The organism is Agathobacter rectalis ATCC 33656, assembly GCF_000020605.1.
Taxonomy (GTDB): Bacteria; Bacillota; Clostridia; order Lachnospirales; family Lachnospiraceae; genus Roseburia; species Roseburia rectalis.
Genome location: NC_012781.1, coordinates 1,530,449 through 1,553,054, shown reverse-complemented (window position 1 = coordinate 1,553,054; position 22,606 = coordinate 1,530,449). Strand labels below are relative to the sequence as shown.

Genomic DNA, 22,606 nt, shown 5'->3' with positions numbered 1-22,606 from the left:
CTCCTAAATATAATAAATATCATTTATATTCTTTAAAAGGCTTTACTCTACAGAAATAACATAATAGTAGATTGGCTGTCCGCCATCGTTGACCTCAACCTCTACATCAGGATATTTCTCTTCGATTGCTGCCGCAAGCTCATTAGCTGAGTCCTCATCAGAATCACTTCCGAAATAGATGCTGACAATCGCTGAATCCTCATCTACCATGGCATCTACCATCTCAAGTGTGGTAGCCCTTAAGTCTGTTCCAACAGAAAGGATGCTCTTGTCTCCGATTCCCATGAAGTCGTTCTGCTTGATGGTTTTTCCGTCAATCTCAGTATCGCGGACTGCATATGTCACCTGTCCTGTCTTGACATTTTCTATCTCAGCTATCATCTGCTCTTTATTCTCCTCGGCGCTGTGGTCAGGGATATAATTTACAAGCGCTGTGATACCCTGTGGGATAGTCTTTGTAGGGATAACAATAATCTGTTTATCCTCAACAAGGTCTACTGCCTGGTTTGCAGCCATGATGATATTCTTGTTGTTTGGCAGGATAAATACTGTCTTTGCATTTACATGCTCGATAGCGTTAAGCATATCCTCTGTGCTAGGGTTCATGGTCTGACCACCCTCTATGAGATAGTCCACTCCAAGGCCTCTAAACACTTCATTCATGCCTTCTCCGATTGAAACAGATACAAAGCCCATTTCCTTTACAGGCATGTTACTTATCTTTTCATCAGCCTGAGCAGCTTCATAAGCCTCTTCCTCAGCCTTCTGCTGTGCTGCAAGCTTCTGTGAATCCTTGATGAGCTTTTCCTGATGCTCCTCACGCATATTGTCGATCTTTATCTTGCTGAGTGAGCCGAAGGTAAGTGCCTTCTGCAGTGCAAGTCCAGGGTCGTTTGTATGTACGTGAGTCTTTACGATCTCATCGTCAGCTACAACGACTATAGAGTCACCGATTGACTCGAGGAATGCCTTGTATGCGTGCTCCTCATTGTCTGACATTGGCGCATTGAGTACAATAATAAACTCTGTGCAGTAACCAAACTTAATCTCCGCCTCTGTCTCAGCCGTAATCTTTGCAGGAGCTGCTCCTGTTGGTGCGCCTTCGATTGTATAATCAATCTCCTTGCCGATAAGGGCATCATATGCTCCCTTTAATACCTGAACAAGTCCCTGTCCGCCCGAATCCACAACGCCTGCCTGCTTTAATACAGGAAGCATCTCCGGTGTCTGGTCGAGCACATACTCAGCCTGCTTAATAACCTCTTCGACAAATGTGACAACATCCTCTGTATCGTCTGACAGCTCAAGAGCCTTTTCTGCTGCGCCCTTTGCCACTGTAAGGATAGTTCCCTCCTTTGGCTTCATAACTGCCTTGTAAGCTGTCTCAACTGCCTTCTGGCACGCCTCGCAAAGAATAGTGACATCTATCTCATCGTATTCCTTTATTACCTTGCAAAAGCCTCTGAAAAGCTGTGATAAGATAACACCCGAGTTTCCTCTGGCACCTCTTAAAGAGCCTGATGAAATAGCCTTTGCAAGCTCTGCCATGGTAGGATCTGTAAGCGAGCTGACCTCCTTGGCCGCAGACATGATTGTCATTGTCATATTTGTTCCGGTATCACCATCCGGTACCGGGAATACATTCAGCTCATTTATCCAGTCCTTTTTTGAATCAAGATTCTTGGCTCCCGCAAGAAACATCCTTGCAAGGAGCTTTGAATTAATGCTTGTGATCTCCACTTTTTGTAGTCCTCCTTAATCAATTACCCTTACGCCCTCAACGTAAATATTGATTTTTGCAATTTTCATTCCTGTAAATGACTCAACCTTGTACTTGACCGTCTCGATAAGATTGTCCGAAACAGTGCCGATTGAAATACCATACGCTACTATTACATGAAAATCAATGGTAATTTCGTTGTTCTCATCTACCTTTACATTTATTCCATGGTTCAGGTAATCTCTCTTTAAAAGCTTTACAAGACCATCCTTCATGTTGACCGCTGCCATGCCTACTATTCCAAAGCACTCTACAGCTACAGAGCCTGCATAGGTTGCAATAACATCTGTATCAATTAAAATTTGTCCATATTGGGTATCCATCTGTCCCTTCATAATATATACCTCCATCATATTGTGACGTAGCTAATGTTATTATACCTTTTTTTTCACAAAAAGCAAATATTTTTATATTTTATCCTTGCATTCTTTATTTTAATCTGATAGAATACATTTGTTGTGAGCTTAAGAGTATGGTAAGCTTAGTGAAATGCAAGGAGGTGCAATATCATGGCAAAATGTGCAATTTGTGAAAAAGGTGTTCATTATGGAAATAATGTCAGCCATTCTCATAGAAGATCAAATCATGTTTGGAAGTCAAACATTAAGAAGGTTTCTTGCAAGGTCAATGGAGTTCCACAGAAGTTATATGTATGTACTTCATGTTTAAGATCTGGCAAAGTTGAGAGAGCTTAGTCTTTATTTTTGAATCTTTTGAATTTTAAAGGACATCCGTTTGGATGTCCTTTTTATTTGCTCTCATATATGAAATTAATCCTGCTTATCGTCCTCTTCCTCGTCTGCCTTTATATCATCGAGATTAAGGTCATCATTTTTTCCTTTTGAAAAACGGCTTACAATATCCGGCACCATATCAAGTATCTTGGTCATGCCGTCCTGATTCTTTACATTGACAAGCTTTGTCTGTCCATTCTGAATAACGAGCACTGCGCTAGGCTGAATCTTTCCGCCCATACCACCGGCTCCGTTATTTTTCTTTTCTGCCGAAAATGCTCCTGCTGCCACTCCAAACGACACATCCACAAGCGGAAGTATGATTGTATCCCCTATATGAATCGCATCACCGACTACTGTCTTTGTAGTGATAAAGCTGTCCATCCCCTTGAAAAGTGACTCTACTGTGTTATTGAAACTATTATCTGCCATAATATCTTCCTCCTATCTGCTTATCCTATTATATAATCTGCGGCAGTTTTTATCAAATAAAATTCTAAGTGTTGCCGCTAAAATACTTATTACTATCACATGCCCCTTTATATCAAAGCTGCCCTTTGCATACGGATTTTCACTCTCGAAATCAGGTGTAATCCGCCATCTGTTTGTATAGCCGACAGGAAAGCATGCTAAAACACCTAATGAAATGCCTGTTGTATCCGGCGAGCCTGTTGAATAAACCATTGTAAGCTTAAGCCTCCTTGGGCATATTCTTTTAAGAATGATAAAAAGCTCTTTTTTCAGATGCGAAAAAGCAGCTTTATTTCTCTCATCACTGTATTCTCTTTTTAGCTTATAGATACAGTTTTTTATTTATCTGACTTATCTTTAAATTGCTTTTTATGTGGCTTTTCGCTTCGCTTTTTATACGTTTTTTGATGAGTGGGCTTGGTTTGTTGTTTTATATGCTGATTCTCATCAGTTACTGACCTTTGCTCGTCATGAGTCTGTGATGTGCTTTCATTCTCTGTCTGTTCATCTGCTACATGTTCTGACTCATCTGCCGGTATTTTAGGCTCATCTCCGGTGTTTTCACTGACTTTATCTTCTGTTTCAGTTTTAGCTGCATCATCCATATCGTCATCATCCAAAGCCTCATAATTATCAAACAGCTTCTTCTTCACAAAAGCAAGCCTTATATATCCGTCAGTCTCCTGTGCATACTCTATATGCAGTGCAAACAAATGCAAAAGCCATGACACATGTGCTTTTGCTCTTATGTCTGTATTGTCAAAGCTTCCGACAGCCCTGTACTTGACCGGCACAAACAGTACGCAAAGCAGCGCTGTAAGTATAAGAGCAAGCACTACAAGGAGTATGATGCCTATGACCTTTAAAATCGTAAATATCATCTATCTATTTCCTCCGTCTGCTCTTTAAATAGCTCTTCACATCTGTTTTACCTGTATTTTCGTATGTCTCCTTAACAATATCACAGGCCAGCAAAAGTGCCTCATCATAATTACCCGCTACTGCGATTATGTGCAGATTCTTCTTCGGATATCCCTTTTGCAGCAATTCTCTTGTCGGAATGATATCCAAAAGATTTTCCTCATTTGACGGAAACGTGATGATGTATGTGTGAAGCATGCCGGCATTATGCTCTATCTTCCACTTGATTTTCTTTATCTTTCCGGTAACAGACTCTCCTACAAATAAATCCTCATACCATTTCATTCCAAAACCTCAAAAAGCAGTTTTTTAAACTGCTTTTTAATAATACTAATAATACTTGTGTGTCCCCCATAAGTTGCTTTTCTTTAAATCCAGGTACTCATTGTAAGCCTTCTCAAGTATCTGCTTCTCATTTGCAAACTTGAGCAGATGATATGCCTCGTGATACTTGTAAAACCCTGAATCCATGAAATACTCTTCTCTTTGCGGTTTACTATAATAACTTTCGCCCATCATAAGATACCAGTGTACATCCTTTTCCACTGTATCATGTGGCACGGTAAAAGAATAGTGGCTCTTACCCACGTATTGGATTATCGTTGCACTGGCACCAGTCTCCTCTTTCACTTCACGGATTGCAGTGTCCTTGTACTCTTCATCAGATTCCACAGTTCCCTTGGGCAGTACCCACCCCTCGTACCTGTTCCTGTAGTTCTTGTATAAGAGTAATATTTTGCCACGAAAGATTACCACACCGCCACAGCTCGTTGCTTCTATCATTGCCATTCCTCCAAGTGTGGTTTAAACGCTATCTGTCAGTTCAAGCGAAATATGAACGATAACGTCTGTCATTACACTTAAGTATAACCTACTTCTAAAAAAAGTGCAACAAGCCTATTCATTGAAATATTTATCAAATACCTTTTTTGCCACCGGCACAGCATATGTGCTTCCGGCACCCGAATCCTCCACAACTACTGCGATTGCCAGATCATTGTAGCCGTCCTTTTTTCCATAGCCCACAAACCAGGCATTGGTCTGATCTGTAGAATCTGATACCTGGGCAGTTCCGGTCTTTCCAAAGGCCTCATAGCTCTGGTCTCTTAGCTTTGCGCCTGTTCCATCAGATACCACTGCTGCCATAAGATTCTGGAGAAAAGCTGCCTGATCCTTTGACATAATCTGCTTGTATGAAGCCGGTTTATTCTGCTCCACAAGCGCCCCGCTCGCATTTTCCGTATGGTCTACCAGATATGGCCTCATCAGATTTCCATCATTGCAGATTGCACCGGCAATCATGCACATGTGAAGCGGTGAAACAAGCGTGTTTCCCTGACCTATCGTGGTCTGCATGGTCAGAGCTGACGAAGCATTGTTATCCAGTGCAAATTTACTCTTTTTTGAATCAAAGGCTATGGGCAGATTCTTATTGAAAAGCATATCGTCACACAAGGTATTAAGCTTATTGTTGTCCACCAAAAGACCTATATTGGAAAAGGACGAGTTGCATGACTTTGCAAACGACTTTGTTAAATCCTCCTGTCCGTGTGATTTATTGCCGGCGCAGTGGATTGTAAAGCCGTCCTTTGTAATACTGCCGTCACAATCAAAGCTGTAGTCGTTGTATGTAGACGGATTTTCGTTATAATACTCAAGTGCTGTAAAAATCTTAAACACTGAGCCCGGAGCATACTGTCCCTGTGTTGCCCTGTTGTAAAGAGAAGTGCTGCCATCACCGTTTACGCTCTCCCAGTCACTTGCGATGGTATTTGGGTCATAATCAGGCTTTGACACCATAACTGCAATCTTTCCTGTTTTCGGCTCAATTGCAATGACAGCACCTTCATAGTCGCCAAGTGCATTGTATGCAGCCGCCTGTGCTTCGTAATCCAGTGTGGTTATGACATTATCACCGGTATTTTTCTTGCCGCTTATATCATTTACTATCTGGTCAAGGAAAAACTCATGTGAGCGAAGCAATGAGAAATTTTCCTGCTTTTCAAGCCCTGCCTTACCGTTTACGGCAAAGCCCGCTACATGCGCAAACACTCTGCCGTCAGGGTATTCCCTTGTCTCAGACGCATCTGAACCTACCTTTGTCCGTGCTATGACATGTCCATCCTTAGTCTGTATCTCGCCCCTCACTACATTCTTAGAGAAAAGATCCTGCAGCGAATTGTATGGACTGTTGATGAATTCGTCGCTTTTTACAAACTGGAAATATAAGAAATAACCTATCAATCCAACAAAAACTATAAGGAAAAAATATGTAACAACCGCATACTCTCTATTTCTGTGTCTTCGTGCTGTTTTTGCTGCCTGCTGCCGGTTTTCTCCTTCTCTGTTGACTTCCCTGCGCCCCCGGCTCTTTAGCTGTCTGCTTTTGTCTGTTTTTTGTCTCATGGTCCTTTCGTCTCTTGTCATCTATATTTCTCCTTTTTTCAGGGGCTGCCTGCATAATATACATGCCCTGTATCATTCCAAAAATAATCATCGTAGATAGAAGCGAGCTGCCACCGTAGCTCACAAGCGGCAGCGTCACACCGGTCATCGGTATAAACTTGGTTGAGCCGCCGACAGTTAAAAGCACCTGAAGCGCATACACACTGCCAAGTCCAAGCGCCACATACTTGTAAAACGCATCCTTCATCTGCATGGAAAGATTAAATATCATAAGAAAGCAGCTTACACAAACCATGATGAGGCAGACAGCAAATATACCGCCCATCTCCTCTGAGATAGCCGCTATGATAAAGTCTTTTGACACAATAGGTATCTTATTCGGCAGTCCCTGTCCCAGTCCAAAGCCAAACAGTCCGCCTGTACCTATGGCAAAGAGCGACTGACACACCTGATAGCCGGCCTTGTCTATGACAGAAAGAGGATCAAGCCATGCAACAATTCTGTTTTTCACATGTGAAAACAGATGATAACCAGCGTACATTCCAAGCCCCACAAACGCAAGACCTCCGGCAAAAATATAAAACCTTTTTGTCGCAACATAAATCATGACCAGATATGTAAAGAAATACAAAAGCGCTCCACCGAGGTCGTTTGATGCAACAAGTATCAGCACAAACACTGCCGATACGCCGCTTGTTATGGCAAGCTGCTTTAAATCAGTTGATTTATACAGCATGGATGCTATAAAAAACACAAAAAGTATCTTTACAAACTCTGACGGCTGAATCGAAACAGGACCAAATGTCAAAGAAAGCTTTGCTCCTCTGCTCGCCACTCCTACCACAAGCACCGACAAAAGTCCAACTATTCCCACACCGGCATATGTCCATGTCAGTTTTCGAAACATCGTGCCTTTTTGCATGATAAGCGGTATTAAAAACGCAAATATCGTTCCGGCAAGTACAAAAACAAACTGCCTTAATGCCTTGTCAAACGAAATTCTCGTTAGAATAATCATGCTTATACAAAGCATCATCACCATGTTGTTTAGCACAAGCTCTGAGGCATTCTTATAAAACTTATGATAAATCAAATAAATTGATTCAAAAAGCACAAGCTGTGCTATATAAAATCCTATTATCTTCGTATCCATTGTCGTGACAAAGAGCACCAAAAAACCATCTAAATGAATCAGAAACATATAAAATCTCTGCAGATTATATATATGCTTCTGCTTTTTCGGCTTGTCGGGATACTTGAATAAATGAAAGCATAAAAAAGTATATATGAGAAAAAGTATTATCATAATATACTTGGAAAGCTGTACTATCAGATGTACCATGTTATTCTACTCCTCTTTTGTAATGTCCGTTTGTATATTCAGCTACCTTATCATCCATAACCGCCTTAATCTGCTTTGGAGTCTCGATTGTAAAGCTGTATCTAAAACTTCTTATACCTGCCTCCTTAAGCTTACTTATGTTCTTTGTGAGCATGGTAGGCAGTGAATTATATATTGTATTATAGCACTCCTTACAGTTGTTACAAACTGCAAAGGATTTATTGTATCTGTCCTTTAAATATATAAGCTTTTGCTTTTTATCACAGCCCTTTGTGTTTTTGTGCACACAGTTGGCGGTGGTCATAAGCGGATAATATCCATAGACTATCATCTGCGAGCCTATATTGTTTCTATGCATAATCTCCCTTGAATTAAGTTCAAGCGGCACTGTGTCACCACTTACTCCGTGCTCAAAAAAAGCACTCTTTGAAACATCATTAAAGGTATACATATTGTGGTCTAAAATAACTTTTTTCCCTGTAAAAAGATTTTCTGTCAGATAAAGCTCCTCGTAATTTTTCACAACAAAGCCATCGAAGCTTACCTTATCAAGCTCTTTTGCGATAGATACAAAATAATCCGATGAATCCGCCCTGAATATCGTAGGCAGCATGAGATACACTTTTTTATTTCGCTTTGTAAGGCATTTCACATCATCTGCAAACTGCTGTATCAGAGTCTTCCTGTCATACATGTCAAAATCCAGATAAAAAACATCAAAGCATTCATAGCTAATAAGTGTATCAAGCTGCGCGCGTGTCATACACGAGCATATGGTGGTGTAATCCTTTGCATTTACAGCTCCATCTTCATGTGTTGCGTCGCTTTTTACGACATGTTCAGGGAGCTCACACATACTTGATATATCAGCATATCGTGCGTCATCCCTGTAATACTTTTTCAACAGCTTATCACAAAGCCCTGAAATTGCATCACGCCGCAGCTTGTTTAGTGCTCCGTTCGGCACAAAGACGTTTTCTCCGATTTGAGCTTTAATATGTGAAAACTCAAAGTCTGTATCACCGGTTTTGTTTATCCTGTCGATAGCGGCCTTTTTATCTAGCGGTGCCTTAAGTGCGGCACTGACAGGTTCTATTGAAGCTTTGTATGTCACATCACCTCTTTTTACAGTGAGGCTTCCGGGCTCCCCCTCTCTTAAAACAAGCTCTCCCTCTATCGAAAGCTTTCTCTTTTCAGGCGAAGGCTCTGCAGCATTTGAAACGAAATTAGGCTTCACATAAGTCACCATATCAGAGCCATTGTGGTCGAAATAATACCCGTCTGTGAAACCACAGCGGTTTCCAAGTGCCTTTATCCTGTCATAATCAGCATCGGTAACAGGCTTCATACTGTCGATATAGCTTCTGTAGTATTTTACCACTCCGCATGCATACTCAAGCTGCTTCATACGTCCCTCAATCTTGAGCGAATAAACACCTGCATCATGCAGCTTGTCAAGAGCCTTTATACCACACATATCCTTAAGGCTTAAAATGTATTCATCCTTTTTGCCCTCCACGGTATACGGCAGTCTGCACGGCTGTGCACAGCGGCCTCTGTTTCCGCTTCTACCACCTAAAATACTGCTGAAAAGGCACTGTCCCGAATACGAATAGCATAATGCTCCGTGCACAAAGGCTTCAAGCTCCATGCCGGTTTCCTCATGTATGCGCTTCATCTCTGCAAGAGAAACCTCCCTTGCCATGACCACACGCGTCACTCCAAACTGCGAAAGAAAGCGCACTCCGTCTGCTCCCGTTACAGTCATCTGTGTACTCGTATGTATCTCCATTGACGGAAAATACTCATGGATAGCCTTCACCACTCCAATATCCTGCACTATCACTGCATCAAGCCCTCTTTTGTAGTATGGAAGCAGGTAGTCGTAGAGCTTTGAAAACTCACTGTTTTTAATCAGCGTATTGACCGTCAGATACACCTTTACTCCTCGTAAATGCGCAAAATCAATTGCCTCTAAAAGCTCCTCCTCTGTGAAATTATTGGCATATGCCCTGGCTCCAAACATGCTTCCGCCCACATACACAGCATCGGCGCCGCTTTCTATCACGCCCTTAAATATCTCAAGGTTGCCTGCCGGTGCAAGCAGTTCAAAATCTTTATTTCTCATATATTTCCTCATATAGATGCTCATTTGATATCATATAAACCTGCAATAAAATAGGGAACAGTGTACGATAACTGTTCCCCTTTTATTGCTATTTATCGCTACTGTCATTTGCCCCTTTAGAAGCATGTGCAGATTTTTTAACAGGCTTTTTTCCATCAAGAAGTGACTCCTCAAGAGTTGCCTCAAGTCTCGCCTTGTTGAGTAAAAGCTCTTTGTTTTGTGCCTCAAGCTCCTTCATGCTCGCCTCGGCATTCTCAGTCTTCACCTGATTGGAAATTAAATCATGCTTTAAATCGTATATTTCCTTATCCTTATTCTCTATATCACCCTCGAGCTTTTCGACAAGTGCCTTTGCCTTGAAATAATCATCCGCAATATTGAGCTCGATAAGTGTGCTCTTCATATTGCCCGGAAGATGCTTATACTCATCCATATCATCAAACTCTGCAATCTTGTTGTTGATGTATGCCGCAACCTTCTGTAAGTATTCCTCATTCTCATATCCTGACAGTGTGTAAACCTTTCCGTCTATTACCACCTCGGCATTTGTTTTTGCAGACATTTAATCATCCTCCGTTTTCACATTTATTCAAACCAGCTATATTAGTATTAATATTACTATTAATATCAATTTCAATATCAAATACTTAATTATTATATGCCTTATAGATATAAATTGCAACTTTAAGCCCTTTTTCTCTCAAAATGCTCAAAGGCTAGTTCTGTTGCCACACGTCCCTTTGGTGTGCGGTTTATGAAGCCGTTCTTCACCAGATACGGCTCGTAAACATCCTCAATGGTTCCGGCATCCTCACCTATTGCCGCTGCAAGCGTATCAAGACCTACCGGTCCTCCCGCAAACTTGTCAATGATGGTGAGAAGTATATTTCTATCGTTTAAATCCAGTCCGTACTTGTCCACTTCCAAAAGATCCAGTGCAAAGCTTGCCACATCATAGGTGATTTTGCCGTCATACTTGACCTGCGCAAAATCCCTGACACGCTTTAGAAGTCTGTTTGCAAGTCTTGGGGTACCTCTTGAACGACGCGCCATCTCGTAGGCTCCCTTGTCATCTATCTCAACTCCAAGCACCTTTGCGGAATTGACGATAATATGCTTTAGCTCATCGACAGTGTAAAACTCCATGTGATTTACCACACCAAACCTGTCGCGTAAAGGTGCCGAAAGCATACCCGCCCTCGTTGTTGCACCTACAAGGGTGAATTTTGGCAGGTTGAATCTGATTGACTTTGCAGACTCACCCTTACCAATCATGATATCAATGGCGTAATCCTCCATGGCAGGATAGAGCACCTCCTCCACCTGACGGTTTAATCTGTGAATCTCATCGACAAACAGTATATCTCCCTCAGAAAGTCCGTTGAGTATGGCTGCCATCTCTCCCGGCTTACCTATTGCAGGACCGGAGGTCACCTTTATCTTTGTGCCCATCTCATTTGCAATGATTCCTGCAAGTGTTGTCTTTCCAAGTCCCGGGGGCCATAAAACAGCACATGATCGAGCGCCTCGCCCCTTGATTTTGCGGCTTCAATATATATTTTTAAATTGTCCTTTATCTTCTGCTGACCGATATAGTCATCAAAATACATAGGACGCAGGGATTTCTCTATCTTTATGTCCTCTTCCTGCAATTGTGTGGAAATTACTCTTTTCACGTTTTGTTCCCCGTTTCTGTTTTAAGCTTACAGCTTGTCCAATCAGCCCATATTTTTGAGTGCAAGCTTCAGCACATCCTCTACATCCATATCCTCTGTGATATCAACCTTGGACACTGCCTTAAGACTCTCAGTAGATGAGTATCCAAGCGCATTGAGCGCCATGACAGCATCATTTTTCACAGTGCTGTTCATGGATACAGCAGCACCGGATGCCTGATTCTCAAGCTTCTTTTCAAATGCATCCTCAAGCGACAGCTTGTCCTTTAAATCAAGTATCACTCTCTGAGCCGTCTTTGCACCTATTCCCGGTGCCTTTGATATAGCCTTTGAATCCCCCGATAGAATCGCAAAACGCAAATCATCGGCAGGCAGAGTTGACAAAATGGCAAGACCTCCCTTTGGTCCGATTCCGCTGACTGTAATCAGCAGCTTAAAGATTTCAAGATCATCCTTGCTCAAAAAGCCATAAAGTATCATGGCATCCTCCCTGACACATAGGTAGGTGTAAATTTTTACATCCTCTCCCTCGTCAGGCAGCATATCAAAATACTGCGTCGGTATGTAAATGAGATAGCCTACACCTGCAGCCTCCACTACAATGCTGTCTATATTTTTTTCTGCAAGCTCTCCTTTTATATATGCATACATTGAATCCATTTGTTACTGTTTCGACTGTAGCCTGACACACAGGCATAAAACAGCAGCATCTCCTTTTATTATTAAATATACGTAGATTACAGCCCATTAAAACTATACATGAAAGCTGTCAGAAATTCTTAAAAGCACCTGTGAAGCTACTATTCCAATCACAAGTCCCGTGATGCATCCTGCCACAAGAAGCACCGGAATATAGTACACTACGCTGTAGGTTGACAAAACTATAGCCGCAACTATTATCTGTCCTATATTGTGACACACTCCACCGACCAGGCTTATTGAAACCGAACTGAATTTATCTGATTTCTTAAGCAGGTACATAACGATAAAGCTTAGTATACAGCCTGCCAGTGAATATATGATGCTGAACGCATTTCCAAACATAAAGCCTGAAAGCACCGCGCGAAATACACATAGCAGAAACGTCTCCATGGGTGCTGCTATATAAAGCATGATTACTGTCACTATATTTGTAAGCCCAAGCTTCACTCCCGGTATGCCTACCGCAAACGGTATAAGTGACTCAACATAGCTTAGCACCAGTGCCAGTGCCATAAGCATACCAAGATATGCAATCTTTCTGGTTTTCATTTATCTCATTCTTTCTATAAAAATGTTCGGGTATCACTTGGATATAGAATCTATATCGGATTTCGTGTCGCTTTTTACCGTCACAACAACCTTATTCGGCAGACAGATAATCGACTCTCCCTCCTTTGATATCGCCTTCTGCTTCACACACAGATGATCCGGACAGTCGGCAGAGGTCATATCCGCCACACCGCCCTTTATGACAAGAGTGTTAGTAACATCGCCATCGCCGTTTTTTATCTCAATTGTATCATCCTTTGAAAGCGGATATGTGCCATATGCCCTTCCATCGATAGTCACCTCGACACATGCATCGCTATCCGTATCCTGTCCCTTTAAATATACAAGCTTCCATATAAGAAGCAGAGCGACAGAGATAATTACAATAACCGATATCAGGATTATATCATTTCTGCCAAAACGCTTACGCATCCTCTTTTATCTCTCCCATATAGTAAAAGCCTCTGCACTCATCAAGCTTCACATTGTAGATATTTCCAATCATATCCTCGGTACCCGGAAAATGTACGATTGAATTATTGTCCATACGTCCGGTCACATAGCCATCCTTCTGGTCATCCATCTCCTCTGCAAGTACCGGCACCACTTTGCCCTCATAGCATTTTGCCTTTTCTGATGAGATAGTCTGAACCTCCTTTAAGAGCCTGTCAAACCTGTCCTTGACCACATCATCCGGCACCTGATTCTCCATGGTAGCTGCGCGTGTGCCTGTTCTCTTTGAGTAAATAAATGTAAAAGCACTGTCATATCTGACCTGCTTAACAACATCCATTGTCTCAAGGAAATCCTCCTCAGTCTCTCCCGGGAAGCCCACAATGATATCAGTTGTGATTGCAATATCAGGAATCTGCTCACGAAGTCTCTTTACCTCGTCGAGATATTTTTCCTTGTCATAGTGCCTGTTCATCTCCTTAAGCACCCTTGAGCTACCTGACTGAAGCGGCAGATGCATATGCTTGCACACCTTGTCGCACTCCTTTATCGCCATAATCAGGTCATCGGATAAATCCTTTGGATGAGATGTCATAAAACGAATCCTCTTAAGTCCCTCAATCTTATTGACCTCGCGAAGAAGCTCTGCAAAGGTTATAGGATTGTCAAGAGTTTTACCGTATGAGTTGACATTCTGTCCGAGAAGCATTATCTCGCACACTCCGTCTGCAACAAGCTTTTCTATCTCTCTTATGATATCCTTAGGCTCCCTGCTTCTCTCACGACCTCTTACGTATGGCACGATACAGTAGCTGCAGAAATTGTTGCAGCCAAACATGATATTGACACCTGATTTGAAAGAGAACTTTCTCTTCACCGGCAGATCTTCGACAATCTGATTGGTATCCTTCCATATGTCAATCACCTGTGAGCCAGACTCGATATTGTTGCACAAAATCTCTGCAAACTTGAATATATTGTGGGTTCCAAATACGATATCTACAAACTTATAGTGCTTTTTGATATTTTCAACAACCTCCGGCTCCTGCATCATGCATCCGCAGAGAGCAATCTTCATCAGAGGATTCTTTTTCTTGTAGTTCTGCAGATATCCAAGCCTGCCATACACCTTATTATTGGCATTCTCACGTACGGTACAGGTGTTGTATACAATGAAATCAGAGTGCTCATCAGTTCCTTCCACGTAGCCTATCTGCTCGAGTATTCCGACAAGCTTTTCTGAGTCGCGGGCATTCATCTGACACCCGAATGTCTTTACAAAATAAGTCATAGGACGGCCGATTTCTTTAGATTTCTTTTCAACAAAATCCTTTGCCTTTGCCATGTAGTAATACTGCCTCTCAGGCTCATGTGCCGGTGGTGTCTTTGTTATATCTATATCGTAGCTCATGTTATATTATATTTCCTCTCAAATTAATTCTATGATACTTTACCTGACTATTCCCTGATCTGACCACTGCCGTAAATAATATATTTGTAGCTAGTCAGTGCTTCAAGCCCCATAGGTCCCCTTGCGTGAAGCTTCTGTGTGCTGATTCCTATCTCAGCTCCAAAGCCGAATTCATTTCCATCAGAAAATCTGGTTGAGGCATTTACATAAACGCATGCAGCATCTATCTCATTTAAGAACTTCTGTGCGTTGTCATAATCATTTGTGACGATTGCCTCAGAATGTGATGTGTTGTATCTGTTGATATGCTCGATTGCCTCATCAATACTGTCAACAATCTTTACAGACATAATGTAATCAAGGTACTCCATACCCCAGTCATCGGCAGTGGCCTCTGTCACATCATCTCTTCCGGCAAGAATTGCCTGCGCTCTTTCATCACAGTGCAGCTGTACATGATGCTCTCTTAGCTTATCGTACAGCTTTGGCAGAAACTCCTCCGCTATGGCACTGTGTACTACAATCGACTCACATGCATTGCAGACACTGATTCTTTGTGTCTTTGCATTGTTAATAATATTAACAGCCATATCAAAGTCTGCATCCTTGTCCACATATACATGGCAGTTGCCTGTACCGGTCTGGATGACAGGAATTGTAGCATTTTTGACAACATTCTGGATGAGTCCTGCACCACCTCTTGGTATGAGCACATCCACATACTGATCCATCTTCATAAACGCATTTGTTGTCTCTCTGTCTGTTGACTCAATAAGTGCAAGTGCAGCATCAGAAACCAAATTGTCCGTTAAAGCCTTTTTTAGTGCCTTAACTATTGCGATATTGGTATTTATCGCATCACTTCCACCCTTCAATATGACACAGTTGCCTGTCTTAAAGCACAGACCAAAGGCATCTGATGTGACATTTGGGCGCGCCTCAAAGATAATGCCAACAACACCGATTGCAACTCTTCTTTTTCCGATAATAAGGCCATTAGGACGCTTTGCCATAGACATCACTTCCCCAATAGGGTCTGCAAGCTTTGCTATCTGTCTGAGTCCGTCAGCCATGCCAAGGAGCCTGTCATGGTCAAGCGAGAGCCTGTCAATCATGCTCTTTGCCTTCATATTTTCCTCTGCTGTGGCCACATCCCTTTTGTTTGCCTCAAGGATTTCTTTTTCTGCCTTAAGAAGATTGTCCGCTGCATCGTTTAATACCTTATTCTTGATATCAGTATCCAGTGTTCCTATCTTTACTCTGGCCTCATATGCATCCGCACAAATTTTTTCTAAATCATTCATCAATAAACACCTCTCTCTTATCTGTTATCACCCCATCTAAGGGTACGTCATATTCATCTTCAAACGTCATGCCGCTAAGTAACTGGAAATCGTAGCCCACTCCAACTGCCATAACAGTGTCTCTTTTTGTAAAAGACGATAAATATCTGTCATAAAAGCCCTTTCCATAGCCGATTCTGTAACCGGTATCCGAAAATGCAAGCCCCGGCACTATCATAAGCGCCCTGCCATCCGCCTGCGTATACTCCTTCGTCATATCAGGCTCTTTAATATTAAATGAACCACAATTAAGCTCATCAAGGCTTCTTACCCTGTAAAAGGACATTGTATTGCCCGAAACCCTCGGATAATATATCCTTTTTGCTTTGTTTATTAAATAGGCAAAATACTCATCAGTATTCACTTCATTTCTGATAGCTGAATACAAAAGTATGTTGTCATATTCCCTGTCGAGCTCTAAAGCTATGAGCCTTTTATAAATTTCATGGCTCATGTTGTGGCACTCATCAACCCCCAGAAGGCCTCTTTGCTTTTTAAGCCTGCTACGAATTTCTTTTTTTGTTTCCATATTTCTCGCCGAGATTCTCAACCGAACCGTCATCGTTTACCATATCGATATTGTTGAGCTGGTTTCTTAAATTCTTCTTCACGTTTGCTATATACTCCTTGCGCAAAAGATCCTGCTCTTTTTTCTCTGCCTCAGAAAGTCCCTCTGCCTGTGACTTTCTGTAAAGCTCATTGATTCGCTGTATTTTTTCCTGTGTCATAGCACTCTCCTGATTTCAAATTTATAGCTGATTACTGGCCGCCTGTAGATGTAGGTGCCATCTCTCTTTGTATATAATCCGCAAGCACAAACTCTGCATCCTTTGCCCTGTGGAAAAGTGTTCCTGTATATCTGTCATTCATAATGTCATATAAAATTCCCATATTGCCGCCGTTTGCGATAATCATATCGGCACCGGAATATGTGGCAATCTTTGCCGCTGTAAGCTTTGTCGCCATGCCGCCGGTTCCGACATCGCTGCCGGTTGATGACTTTGCCATGCCAAGTATTTTCCTGTCAAGCGTATCAACCTCTCTGATAAGCTTTGCATCCGGATTGTCATGAGGATCGTCGGAATACAGTCCGTCTATATCAGAAAGCAGTATGAGCAGATCGGCCTTCGTGATTGATGTAACAATAGCAGACAGCGTATCATTGTCACCAAACTGCATCTCGTATGTGCTTACCGTATCATTTTCATTGACAATAGGCACCACGTTCAGATCAAAAAGCTCCTCAAATGTATTCATAACATTGCGTCTTGAAACAGGATTGACTATGGTATTCTTTGTCATGAGCACCTGTCCGGAATTCTGATTATACTCGGAAAAAAGCTTCTGATATGTCATCATAAGCCTGCCCTGTCCAACTGCGGCGCATGCCTGCTTTATTGAAATGTCGCTCGGGCGCTCCTTTATGCCTATCACATCACGTCCAACCGCGATAGCGCCGGAGCTTACGAGGCACACATCCATACCGCTGTTTCTGTAATCACATATCGAGCGCACCAGACGCTCCATCTTTGAAAAATTGAGGCTTCCCGTCTCTGCATGTGTCAGCGTCGATGAACCTATCTTTATTACCACTCTTTTATAATTGTCCAAAAAACTCATTTCTATCATCTTTCCTATTGTAAGTCTAAATGCATACATAATTACATTACGCATACATTTACTACTTTACCATATATTCATGCAAAATACAAAATCATTTTTACTACTGTCTCTATTTTTTTATTTTGTGTTATTATATTTCTGTTGCTTTCGGCTTTAAATTTCATAAAGTCCGGACGCAAAGTTATATTTATGCTTTTACTATTTAAGCTTTAACTATAAATAATTTACAACTAGAAAATTAATAAAGGATGCACTATGAAAAATAAACTAAAACACCTTGTCCCTGTCCTTTTGGCGCTTGCCACAATAACAGGAAGCCTGTCTGCATGTGAATTAAAGCCCAAGGCTCAGCAGAAGGTTTCAAAACAGGGCTTCTACTTTGACACGATAATACAGATTACGCTTTATGGCACTACCGACGAGAAATACATAGACGACTGCTTTGATATGGCAAAGAAATATGAGGATATGCTGTCAAACACAGTTAGTTACTCAGAGGTGAGCAAAATAAATGACGCTGCCGGCAAAGAATATGTCACAGTAAGCGATGATACACTCGAGCTCATAAAAAATGGCATCGAATACGGCGACACAAGTGACGGCAGGTTTGATATCACTATAGGAAAGCTGTCTGATTTGTGGAATTTTTCCGAAATAGCTGAAAATACCGACTCTAAAGATAATGAGGTGGATGCATCAGTCGTTCCGTCTGATGCACAGATACAAAGTGAGCTGTCACATGTAAATTACCGCAATATACAGATTAACGGAAACGATGTGATGCTAACCGATTCAAAAGCAAAGCTTGACCTTGGTGGAATCGCAAAGGGCTTTATCGCCGATAAGATGAAGGCTTATTTACAGTCCAAAAAAATCACCTCAGGCATCATAAACCTGGGTGGCAATGTCCTCACTGTCGGTGAAAAATCCGACGGAAGTGATTATACAGTCGGCATACAAAAGCCCTTCGACGAGAGCGGTGAGCCCATATGTACTGTCAAAATCAAGGACAAATCCGTCGTCACCTCCGGCATCTACGAGCGGTACTACAGAGTAGACGGCAAGCTATATCACCATATACTGGACACCACAACCGGCTATCCCGTCAAAAACAATCTGTACTCTGTCACCATCATAAGCGACTCCTCCTGCGACGGAGATGCCTTAAGCACCACATGCTTTGCTCTTGGCATTGATAAAGCAAAGGAGCTTATCAATTCCCTTTCCGGTGTTGAGGCAATATTTGTGACAGACGATTATAGTATTATCACTACATCAGATGAATATAACGTAAGCACAGAATAGCTGCAAGCTTATAAAAAAGCTGCCACATATCATAATGATATGTGACAGCTTTTATTCATTACAGAATAATCTTCTTTGGACACTTCTCTGCGCAGATTCCGCAGCCTGTACATTTCTCCTGATCAATATAAGCTACATTGTCTACTACATGGACAGCATCTGACGGACAGTTCTTCTCGCACAGATGACAGCCGATACATCCAACCGAGCATGCCTTCATGACATCCTTGCCCTTATCCTTTGAGCTGCACTTTACAACATGCTTTGTGTCATATGGAATAAGCTCGATGAGGTGCTTTGGACAAGCCTCTACGCACTTGCCGCAGGCCTTGCATGTAAGCGGATTGACACATGCAACTCCGTCAACCACATGGATTGAATCAAAAGGACATGCCTTCACACAGCTTCCATAGCCAAGGCAACCATAATTACATGACTTAGGTCCGCCGCCCGGTACAAATGACATTGCAACACAATCCTCTACTCCTGTGTAGTCGTAGTCTGTATTTGCTTTATCACAGGTGCCGGCGCACTTTACAAATGCAACCTTCTTTACTCCGGCCTCAACCTTTACACCCATAATCTCGCTGACCTTTGCCGCAACAGGGTCTCCACCTACAGGACACTGTCCTACCGGTGCCTCTCCCTTTGCAATGGCGGCAGCAAGTCCGGAGCATCCGGCATATCCACAGCCACCACAGTTGTTGCCCGGAAGCACCTCAAGTATTGCTTCCTCTCTCGGGTCAACCTCTACTTTGAATTTTTCTCCTGAAATACCGAGGAAAAATCCAAGAATTATACCGACAGCTCCAACAACTAAAGCTGCAATAATAATCGCAGTAACATTCATATCACTTTTCCTCCAATCCTATACAGAAACCATTCCTGAGAATCCCATAAAGGCAATAGCCATAAGACACGCTGTAAGAAGCACGATGGCTGTTCCCTGGAAAGGCTTTGGAATATCATTATACTCAATCTTCTCACGAACACCTGCCATAAGCACAATGGCAATAAAGAAACCAAAAGCTGTGGCAAAGCCGTAAACAACACTCTCTAAGATATTGTAGCCCTTTGTTACACTGTTAAGTGCTACACCGAGTACGGCACAGTTTGTTGTGATAAGAGGCAGATACACACCGAGTGCCTTGTAAAGAGGCGGCATCTGTTTCTTTAAGAACATCTCTACAAACTGAACAAGTGCTGCAATTACAAGAATGAACACGATAGTCTGTAAATATGACAGATTAAGCGGATACAGTATAAAATTGTAAATAAGCTGTGTAACGAATGTGGCGATTGTGATAACGAAAATTACCGCACCACCCATTCCGGCAGCAGTTTTTGTGTTCTTTGATACGCCGAGGAAAGGACAGATACCAAGGAACTGGCTAAGTACTACGTTGTTAACTATTGCATATGCTACTGCAATGAGCAGTAAATGACCTAATGTACCCATTATTTATCCCCTCCTTCTGTAGTGTTAGGCGCAACAGCGGCCTGTGCTGCTTTTGCTGATGGACATGATGCTCCACAATGTGCACAATCTCCTGAAAGGCAGCCTGCCGGCTCTGCAAGAGGTGTACCCTTTGCTTCCATCTTTTTACGGATGATATTCATGCCTGCAACGAGGAAACCAAGTACGAGGAAGGCTCCCGGTGCCATGATAAAGATTGTGATTGGTGTAAACCAGTCACCGAAAATCTTGATGTTGAAGAATGTTCCTGCACCTAAGATTTCACGGATAAGTCCGATGATTGTAAGACCCATGGTAAATCCAAGTCCCATTCCCATTCCATCAAAGATAGACTCTACAGGCGGATTCTTTGAAGCATAGCTCTCGGCACGTCCGAGGATGATACAGTTAACCACGATAAGTGGGATGTATACACCAAGTGCTGCTGAAAGGCTAGGCAGATAAGCCTGCATTAAAAACTGTACTACTGTAACAAGAGATGCAACTATGACGATATACGCCGGCATACGCACTCCGTTAGGAATCACTTTTCTGAAAAGTGAAATCAAAAGGTTTGAACATATAAGTACCACCGTGGTGGAAAGTCCCATTCCAAGTCCGTTTACCGCACTGGATGTAACAGCCAGTGTAGGACACATACCAAGCATAAGTACAAAGGTAGGATTTTCCTTAATGATACCATTATATAAACGCTCTACATATTTGTTCATTAGTTGGCACCTCCCTGTAATTTATTCTGGAAGTAAGTAATAGCTGCGTTGCAGCCGTTGGCCATAGCCTTTGATGTGATGGTTGAGCCTGTGATGGCCTCAATCTCATCATCCTTTGAAGGTGTAGCCTTTACAACGTCGAACTTGTCTACTTTCTTGTTCTCAAACTGCTTGTAGAAATCAGCCTCCTCGGCCTTCATTCCAAGTCCCGGAGTCTCACTGATGCTTGTGATCGAGTAACCGTTTACAGTACCATCATTCTTGATACCTACAGAGAATGTGATACTGCCCTGGCTACCATCCTTGGCTGTAACTGTAATGACATAGCCTAATGTCTCTTTGTTTGAATCAAGGGCAGTCTCAATATCATCGATTGTATCCTTATAGCCTGCATCAGATACAAGCTTATCAGCTTCTTCAGCATCATAATCATATTTCTCAAATGATTTTGCATCCGAAAATACTGCCTGATATGCTTTCTGTGCTGCTGCTTTATTGGCCTTGTCGATAGGATCTGCCGTGATTCCCTGAACCAGGGCAAGAATAAAACCAAGCACCAGAGTAAAGGCAGTTAAAATCAAAGCGTCATGTACAATACGTTTATTCATTCTTCTTTGCCTCCTTTACCATACCAAAGGCTCTTGGGATAGAAACCTTCTCAATAATAGGAACAAGGCAGTTGCTTAAGATGATAGCAAAGGAAACACCCTCTGCATTGGCACCGAAGCAACGGAATACTCCTGTCAATATACCACAGCAGATACCGAATATTATCTTTCCCATCGGCGTAATCGGGCTTGTGACATAATCGGTTGCCATGAAAAATGCACCGAGCATCAGTCCACCACCGCAGAGCTCTGCAACAACATAGTTGATATCAAACTGCTGTGCTCCGAAAAGGAACATGAAAACAGCAAATGTAATAATGTAAGATGCAGGAATCTTTAAATCAATGACTCCAAGTAAAATCATGATGATAGCACCTATTAAAATAGCTATAACTGATGTCTCACCGATTGTTCCTGCAGTATTTCCTATAAGCATATCTCTTACATTAACACTTGAAAGTCCCTCATTTTTGATGAGCGCAAGTGGTGTTGCTCCTGAGTATACATCCACGCCGTTTCTTGTGACATTGAAATTAGTCATATCAGCAGCAAATGCGATGAGAAGGAAGCATCTTCCACCAAGTGCCGGGTTCATAAAGTTCTGTCCAAGTCCTCCGAACATACACTTGACAATGATGATTGCAAATACTCCACCGAGTACAGCCTCCCACCATGGAAGTGAAACCGGAAGATTTAGTGCTAAAAGCAGTCCTGTAACTACCGCACTAAGGTCTGTAATTGTGCTCTTTTTCTTAACTATGTAGTCAAACACCCATTCTGATGCCACACACGATGCGATGGTAAGCAGAATGATAAAAAGTGCTCTAAATCCAAAATTGTAAATACCAAAAAGACTTGCCGGGAGTAATGCTATAATGACATAAAGCATTATTCTGTCAGTGGAATCCTTGGCACGTACATGTGGTGATGATGAAACATGATATAAATCACTCACTTTAATCCACCT

26 protein-coding genes and 1 pseudogene are annotated in these 22,606 nt (G+C 42.1%); 2 read left to right on the top strand and 25 right to left on the bottom strand.

The window, feature by feature from the left end:
* Nucleotides 1-42: 42 nt before the first annotated feature.
* Together EUBREC_RS07460 and EUBREC_RS07455 are read right to left on the bottom strand one after the other, a co-directional pair.
* Nucleotides 43-1,740 (bottom strand): DAK2 domain-containing protein, encoded by a 1,698-nt coding sequence (locus tag EUBREC_RS07460; RefSeq protein WP_041254029.1) that lies wholly within the window; start codon nucleotides 1,738-1,740, stop codon nucleotides 43-45.
* 15 nt (nucleotides 1,741-1,755) lie between these two features.
* Nucleotides 1,756-2,115 (bottom strand): Asp23/Gls24 family envelope stress response protein, encoded by a 360-nt coding sequence (locus tag EUBREC_RS07455; protein WP_015516323.1) that lies wholly within the window; start codon nucleotides 2,113-2,115, stop codon nucleotides 1,756-1,758.
* A 174-nt stretch (nucleotides 2,116-2,289) separates the two neighbouring features.
* Here EUBREC_RS07455 and rpmB point away from each other — a divergent pair, with 174 nt between their 5' ends.
* On the top strand, nucleotides 2,290-2,475 hold the full coding sequence (gene rpmB / locus EUBREC_RS07450; protein WP_015516322.1) for a 50S ribosomal protein L28: 186 nt from the start codon (nucleotides 2,290-2,292) through the stop codon (nucleotides 2,473-2,475).
* Between the two features lie 75 nt (nucleotides 2,476-2,550).
* On the opposite strand, the gene EUBREC_RS07445 is transcribed toward rpmB, so the two are convergent.
* The 18 genes and pseudogenes from EUBREC_RS07445 to proB all read right to left on the bottom strand — a co-directional run bounded on the left by EUBREC_RS07445 (nucleotide 2,551) and on the right by proB (nucleotide 17,590).
* Nucleotides 2,551-2,946: a GerW family sporulation protein gene (locus tag EUBREC_RS07445; RefSeq protein WP_012742508.1), complete on the bottom strand. Its 396-nt coding sequence runs from the start codon at nucleotides 2,944-2,946 to the stop codon at nucleotides 2,551-2,553.
* Between the two features lie 12 nt (nucleotides 2,947-2,958).
* Nucleotides 2,959-3,198: a hypothetical protein gene (locus tag EUBREC_RS17965; RefSeq protein WP_012742507.1), complete on the bottom strand. Its 240-nt coding sequence runs from the start codon at nucleotides 3,196-3,198 to the stop codon at nucleotides 2,959-2,961.
* A 125-nt stretch (nucleotides 3,199-3,323) separates the two neighbouring features.
* Nucleotides 3,324-3,866 carry a hypothetical protein gene (locus EUBREC_RS17960; RefSeq protein WP_012742506.1) on the bottom strand — a complete coding sequence of 181 codons (543 nt, stop codon included), beginning with the start codon at nucleotides 3,864-3,866 and terminating at the stop codon, nucleotides 3,324-3,326.
* Between the two features lie 4 nt (nucleotides 3,867-3,870).
* Nucleotides 3,871-4,191 carry a hypothetical protein gene (locus EUBREC_RS07435; protein WP_012742505.1) on the bottom strand — a complete coding sequence of 107 codons (321 nt, stop codon included), beginning with the start codon at nucleotides 4,189-4,191 and terminating at the stop codon, nucleotides 3,871-3,873.
* 45 nt (nucleotides 4,192-4,236) lie between these two features.
* Complete coding sequence (locus EUBREC_RS07430) at nucleotides 4,237-4,689, bottom strand: NUDIX hydrolase (RefSeq protein ID WP_015516318.1); 453 nt, start codon at nucleotides 4,687-4,689, stop codon at nucleotides 4,237-4,239.
* 114 nt (nucleotides 4,690-4,803) lie between these two features.
* On the bottom strand, nucleotides 4,804-6,312 hold the full coding sequence (locus EUBREC_RS07425; RefSeq protein ID WP_049757229.1) for a peptidoglycan D,D-transpeptidase FtsI family protein: 1,509 nt from the start codon (nucleotides 6,310-6,312) through the stop codon (nucleotides 4,804-4,806).
* Nucleotides 6,197-7,654 carry an FtsW/RodA/SpoVE family cell cycle protein gene (locus tag EUBREC_RS16980; protein ID WP_012742502.1) on the bottom strand — a complete coding sequence of 486 codons (1,458 nt, stop codon included), beginning with the start codon at nucleotides 7,652-7,654 and terminating at the stop codon, nucleotides 6,197-6,199. The genes EUBREC_RS07425 and EUBREC_RS16980 overlap by 116 nt, the downstream gene beginning before the upstream one ends.
* Nucleotide 7,655: 1 nt before the next feature.
* Nucleotides 7,656-9,782, bottom strand: a complete 2,127-nt coding sequence (locus tag EUBREC_RS07415) for a U32 family peptidase (protein WP_041254026.1) — start codon at nucleotides 9,780-9,782, stop codon at nucleotides 7,656-7,658.
* 88 nt (nucleotides 9,783-9,870) lie between these two features.
* Nucleotides 9,871-10,344 (bottom strand): cell division protein ZapA, encoded by a 474-nt coding sequence (locus EUBREC_RS07410; RefSeq protein ID WP_012742500.1) that lies wholly within the window; start codon nucleotides 10,342-10,344, stop codon nucleotides 9,871-9,873.
* A gap of 122 nt (nucleotides 10,345-10,466) precedes the next feature.
* Nucleotides 10,467-11,458, bottom strand: a pseudogene (ruvB, locus tag EUBREC_RS07405) (Holliday junction branch migration DNA helicase RuvB).
* Nucleotides 11,459-11,500: 42 nt separating this feature from the next.
* Nucleotides 11,501-12,109, bottom strand: a complete 609-nt coding sequence (ruvA, locus tag EUBREC_RS07400) for a Holliday junction branch migration protein RuvA (protein WP_306719337.1) — start codon at nucleotides 12,107-12,109, stop codon at nucleotides 11,501-11,503.
* A 102-nt stretch (nucleotides 12,110-12,211) separates the two neighbouring features.
* Nucleotides 12,212-12,709, bottom strand: coding sequence for a Gx transporter family protein (locus EUBREC_RS07395; RefSeq protein WP_012742496.1), 498 nt, complete (start codon nucleotides 12,707-12,709; stop codon nucleotides 12,212-12,214).
* Between the two features lie 33 nt (nucleotides 12,710-12,742).
* Nucleotides 12,743-13,141 carry a NusG domain II-containing protein gene (locus EUBREC_RS07390; protein ID WP_012742495.1) on the bottom strand — a complete coding sequence of 133 codons (399 nt, stop codon included), beginning with the start codon at nucleotides 13,139-13,141 and terminating at the stop codon, nucleotides 12,743-12,745.
* A complete protein-coding gene (gene miaB / locus EUBREC_RS07385) occupies nucleotides 13,134-14,573 on the bottom strand; it encodes a tRNA (N6-isopentenyl adenosine(37)-C2)-methylthiotransferase MiaB (protein ID WP_012742494.1) in 1,440 nt (479 codons plus the stop codon). Before miaB ends, EUBREC_RS07390 begins: the two co-directional genes overlap by 8 nt.
* Nucleotides 14,574-14,620: 47 nt before the next feature.
* The gene (locus tag EUBREC_RS07380) at nucleotides 14,621-15,877 is read right to left on the bottom strand and encodes a glutamate-5-semialdehyde dehydrogenase (RefSeq protein WP_012742493.1); all 1,257 of its coding nucleotides are present in this window, start codon (nucleotides 15,875-15,877) and stop codon (nucleotides 14,621-14,623) included.
* Nucleotides 15,870-16,445, bottom strand: a complete 576-nt coding sequence (locus EUBREC_RS07375) for a 5-formyltetrahydrofolate cyclo-ligase (RefSeq protein ID WP_012742492.1) — start codon at nucleotides 16,443-16,445, stop codon at nucleotides 15,870-15,872. The genes EUBREC_RS07380 and EUBREC_RS07375 overlap by 8 nt, the downstream gene beginning before the upstream one ends.
* The gene (locus tag EUBREC_RS07370) at nucleotides 16,420-16,644 is read right to left on the bottom strand and encodes a DUF896 domain-containing protein (RefSeq protein ID WP_012742491.1); all 225 of its coding nucleotides are present in this window, start codon (nucleotides 16,642-16,644) and stop codon (nucleotides 16,420-16,422) included. The genes EUBREC_RS07375 and EUBREC_RS07370 overlap by 26 nt, the downstream gene beginning before the upstream one ends.
* 31 nt (nucleotides 16,645-16,675) lie before the next feature.
* Entirely contained in the window at nucleotides 16,676-17,590 is a 915-nt protein-coding gene (proB, locus tag EUBREC_RS07365; RefSeq protein ID WP_012742490.1) for a glutamate 5-kinase, read from the bottom strand.
* 204 nt (nucleotides 17,591-17,794) lie between these two features.
* Between proB and EUBREC_RS07360 the strand changes: the two genes are divergently transcribed.
* Complete coding sequence (locus EUBREC_RS07360) at nucleotides 17,795-18,844, top strand: FAD:protein FMN transferase (protein WP_012742489.1); 1,050 nt, start codon at nucleotides 17,795-17,797, stop codon at nucleotides 18,842-18,844.
* Nucleotides 18,845-18,902: 58 nt separating this feature from the next.
* On the opposite strand, the gene EUBREC_RS07355 is transcribed toward EUBREC_RS07360, so the two are convergent.
* From EUBREC_RS07355 to EUBREC_RS07335, 5 genes are read right to left on the bottom strand one after another with little or no spacing between them, the layout of a single operon-like run.
* Nucleotides 18,903-19,694, bottom strand: a complete 792-nt coding sequence (locus EUBREC_RS07355) for an RnfABCDGE type electron transport complex subunit B (protein WP_012742488.1) — start codon at nucleotides 19,692-19,694, stop codon at nucleotides 18,903-18,905.
* Between the two features lie 18 nt (nucleotides 19,695-19,712).
* On the bottom strand, nucleotides 19,713-20,303 hold the full coding sequence (rsxA, locus tag EUBREC_RS07350) for an electron transport complex subunit RsxA (protein ID WP_012742487.1): 591 nt from the start codon (nucleotides 20,301-20,303) through the stop codon (nucleotides 19,713-19,715).
* The gene (gene rsxE / locus EUBREC_RS07345) at nucleotides 20,303-21,031 is read right to left on the bottom strand and encodes an electron transport complex subunit RsxE (protein ID WP_012742486.1); all 729 of its coding nucleotides are present in this window, start codon (nucleotides 21,029-21,031) and stop codon (nucleotides 20,303-20,305) included. Before rsxE ends, rsxA begins: the two co-directional genes overlap by 1 nt.
* Complete coding sequence (locus tag EUBREC_RS07340) at nucleotides 21,031-21,639, bottom strand: RnfABCDGE type electron transport complex subunit G (protein ID WP_012742485.1); 609 nt, start codon at nucleotides 21,637-21,639, stop codon at nucleotides 21,031-21,033. The genes rsxE and EUBREC_RS07340 overlap by 1 nt, the downstream gene beginning before the upstream one ends.
* Complete coding sequence (locus EUBREC_RS07335) at nucleotides 21,632-22,594, bottom strand: RnfABCDGE type electron transport complex subunit D (RefSeq protein WP_041254024.1); 963 nt, start codon at nucleotides 22,592-22,594, stop codon at nucleotides 21,632-21,634. The genes EUBREC_RS07340 and EUBREC_RS07335 overlap by 8 nt, the downstream gene beginning before the upstream one ends.
* Between the last annotated feature and the right edge of the window lie 12 nt (nucleotides 22,595-22,606).

Excerpts from the sequence above, each read along its gene's own strand:
- EUBREC_RS07455 (WP_015516323.1), bottom strand. The coding sequence starts at position 2,115 with ATGAAGGGACAGATGGATACCCAATATGGACAAATTTTAATTGATACA.
- rpmB (WP_015516322.1), top strand. The coding sequence starts at position 2,290 with ATGGCAAAATGTGCAATTTGTGAAAAAGGTGTTCATTATGGAAATAAT.
- EUBREC_RS07445 (WP_012742508.1), bottom strand. The coding sequence starts at position 2,946 with ATGGCAGATAATAGTTTCAATAACACAGTAGAGTCACTTTTCAAGGGG.
- EUBREC_RS17965 (WP_012742507.1), bottom strand. The coding sequence starts at position 3,198 with ATGGTTTATTCAACAGGCTCGCCGGATACAACAGGCATTTCATTAGGT.
- EUBREC_RS17960 (WP_012742506.1), bottom strand. The coding sequence starts at position 3,866 with ATGATATTTACGATTTTAAAGGTCATAGGCATCATACTCCTTGTAGTG.
- EUBREC_RS07435 (WP_012742505.1), bottom strand. The coding sequence starts at position 4,191 with ATGAAATGGTATGAGGATTTATTTGTAGGAGAGTCTGTTACCGGAAAG.
- EUBREC_RS07430 (WP_015516318.1), bottom strand. The coding sequence starts at position 4,689 with ATGATAGAAGCAACGAGCTGTGGCGGTGTGGTAATCTTTCGTGGCAAA.
- EUBREC_RS07425 (WP_049757229.1), bottom strand. The coding sequence starts at position 6,312 with ATGAGACAAAAAACAGACAAAAGCAGACAGCTAAAGAGCCGGGGGCGC.
- EUBREC_RS16980 (WP_012742502.1), bottom strand. The coding sequence starts at position 7,654 with ATGGTACATCTGATAGTACAGCTTTCCAAGTATATTATGATAATACTT.
- EUBREC_RS07415 (WP_041254026.1), bottom strand. The coding sequence starts at position 9,782 with ATGAGAAATAAAGATTTTGAACTGCTTGCACCGGCAGGCAACCTTGAG.
- EUBREC_RS07410 (WP_012742500.1), bottom strand. The coding sequence starts at position 10,344 with ATGTCTGCAAAAACAAATGCCGAGGTGGTAATAGACGGAAAGGTTTAC.
- ruvA (WP_306719337.1), bottom strand. The coding sequence starts at position 12,109 with ATGTATGCATATATAAAAGGAGAGCTTGCAGAAAAAAATATAGACAGC.
- EUBREC_RS07395 (WP_012742496.1), bottom strand. The coding sequence starts at position 12,709 with ATGAAAACCAGAAAGATTGCATATCTTGGTATGCTTATGGCACTGGCA.
- EUBREC_RS07390 (WP_012742495.1), bottom strand. The coding sequence starts at position 13,141 with ATGCGTAAGCGTTTTGGCAGAAATGATATAATCCTGATATCGGTTATT.
- miaB (WP_012742494.1), bottom strand. The coding sequence starts at position 14,573 with ATGAGCTACGATATAGATATAACAAAGACACCACCGGCACATGAGCCT.
- EUBREC_RS07380 (WP_012742493.1), bottom strand. The coding sequence starts at position 15,877 with ATGAATGATTTAGAAAAAATTTGTGCGGATGCATATGAGGCCAGAGTA.
- EUBREC_RS07375 (WP_012742492.1), bottom strand. The coding sequence starts at position 16,445 with ATGGAAACAAAAAAAGAAATTCGTAGCAGGCTTAAAAAGCAAAGAGGC.
- EUBREC_RS07370 (WP_012742491.1), bottom strand. The coding sequence starts at position 16,644 with ATGACACAGGAAAAAATACAGCGAATCAATGAGCTTTACAGAAAGTCA.
- proB (WP_012742490.1), bottom strand. The coding sequence starts at position 17,590 with ATGCGTAATGTAATTATGTATGCATTTAGACTTACAATAGGAAAGATG.
- EUBREC_RS07360 (WP_012742489.1), top strand. The coding sequence starts at position 17,795 with ATGAAAAATAAACTAAAACACCTTGTCCCTGTCCTTTTGGCGCTTGCC.
- EUBREC_RS07355 (WP_012742488.1), bottom strand. The coding sequence starts at position 19,694 with ATGAATGTTACTGCGATTATTATTGCAGCTTTAGTTGTTGGAGCTGTC.
- rsxA (WP_012742487.1), bottom strand. The coding sequence starts at position 20,303 with ATGGGTACATTAGGTCATTTACTGCTCATTGCAGTAGCATATGCAATA.
- rsxE (WP_012742486.1), bottom strand. The coding sequence starts at position 21,031 with ATGAACAAATATGTAGAGCGTTTATATAATGGTATCATTAAGGAAAAT.
- EUBREC_RS07340 (WP_012742485.1), bottom strand. The coding sequence starts at position 21,639 with ATGAATAAACGTATTGTACATGACGCTTTGATTTTAACTGCCTTTACT.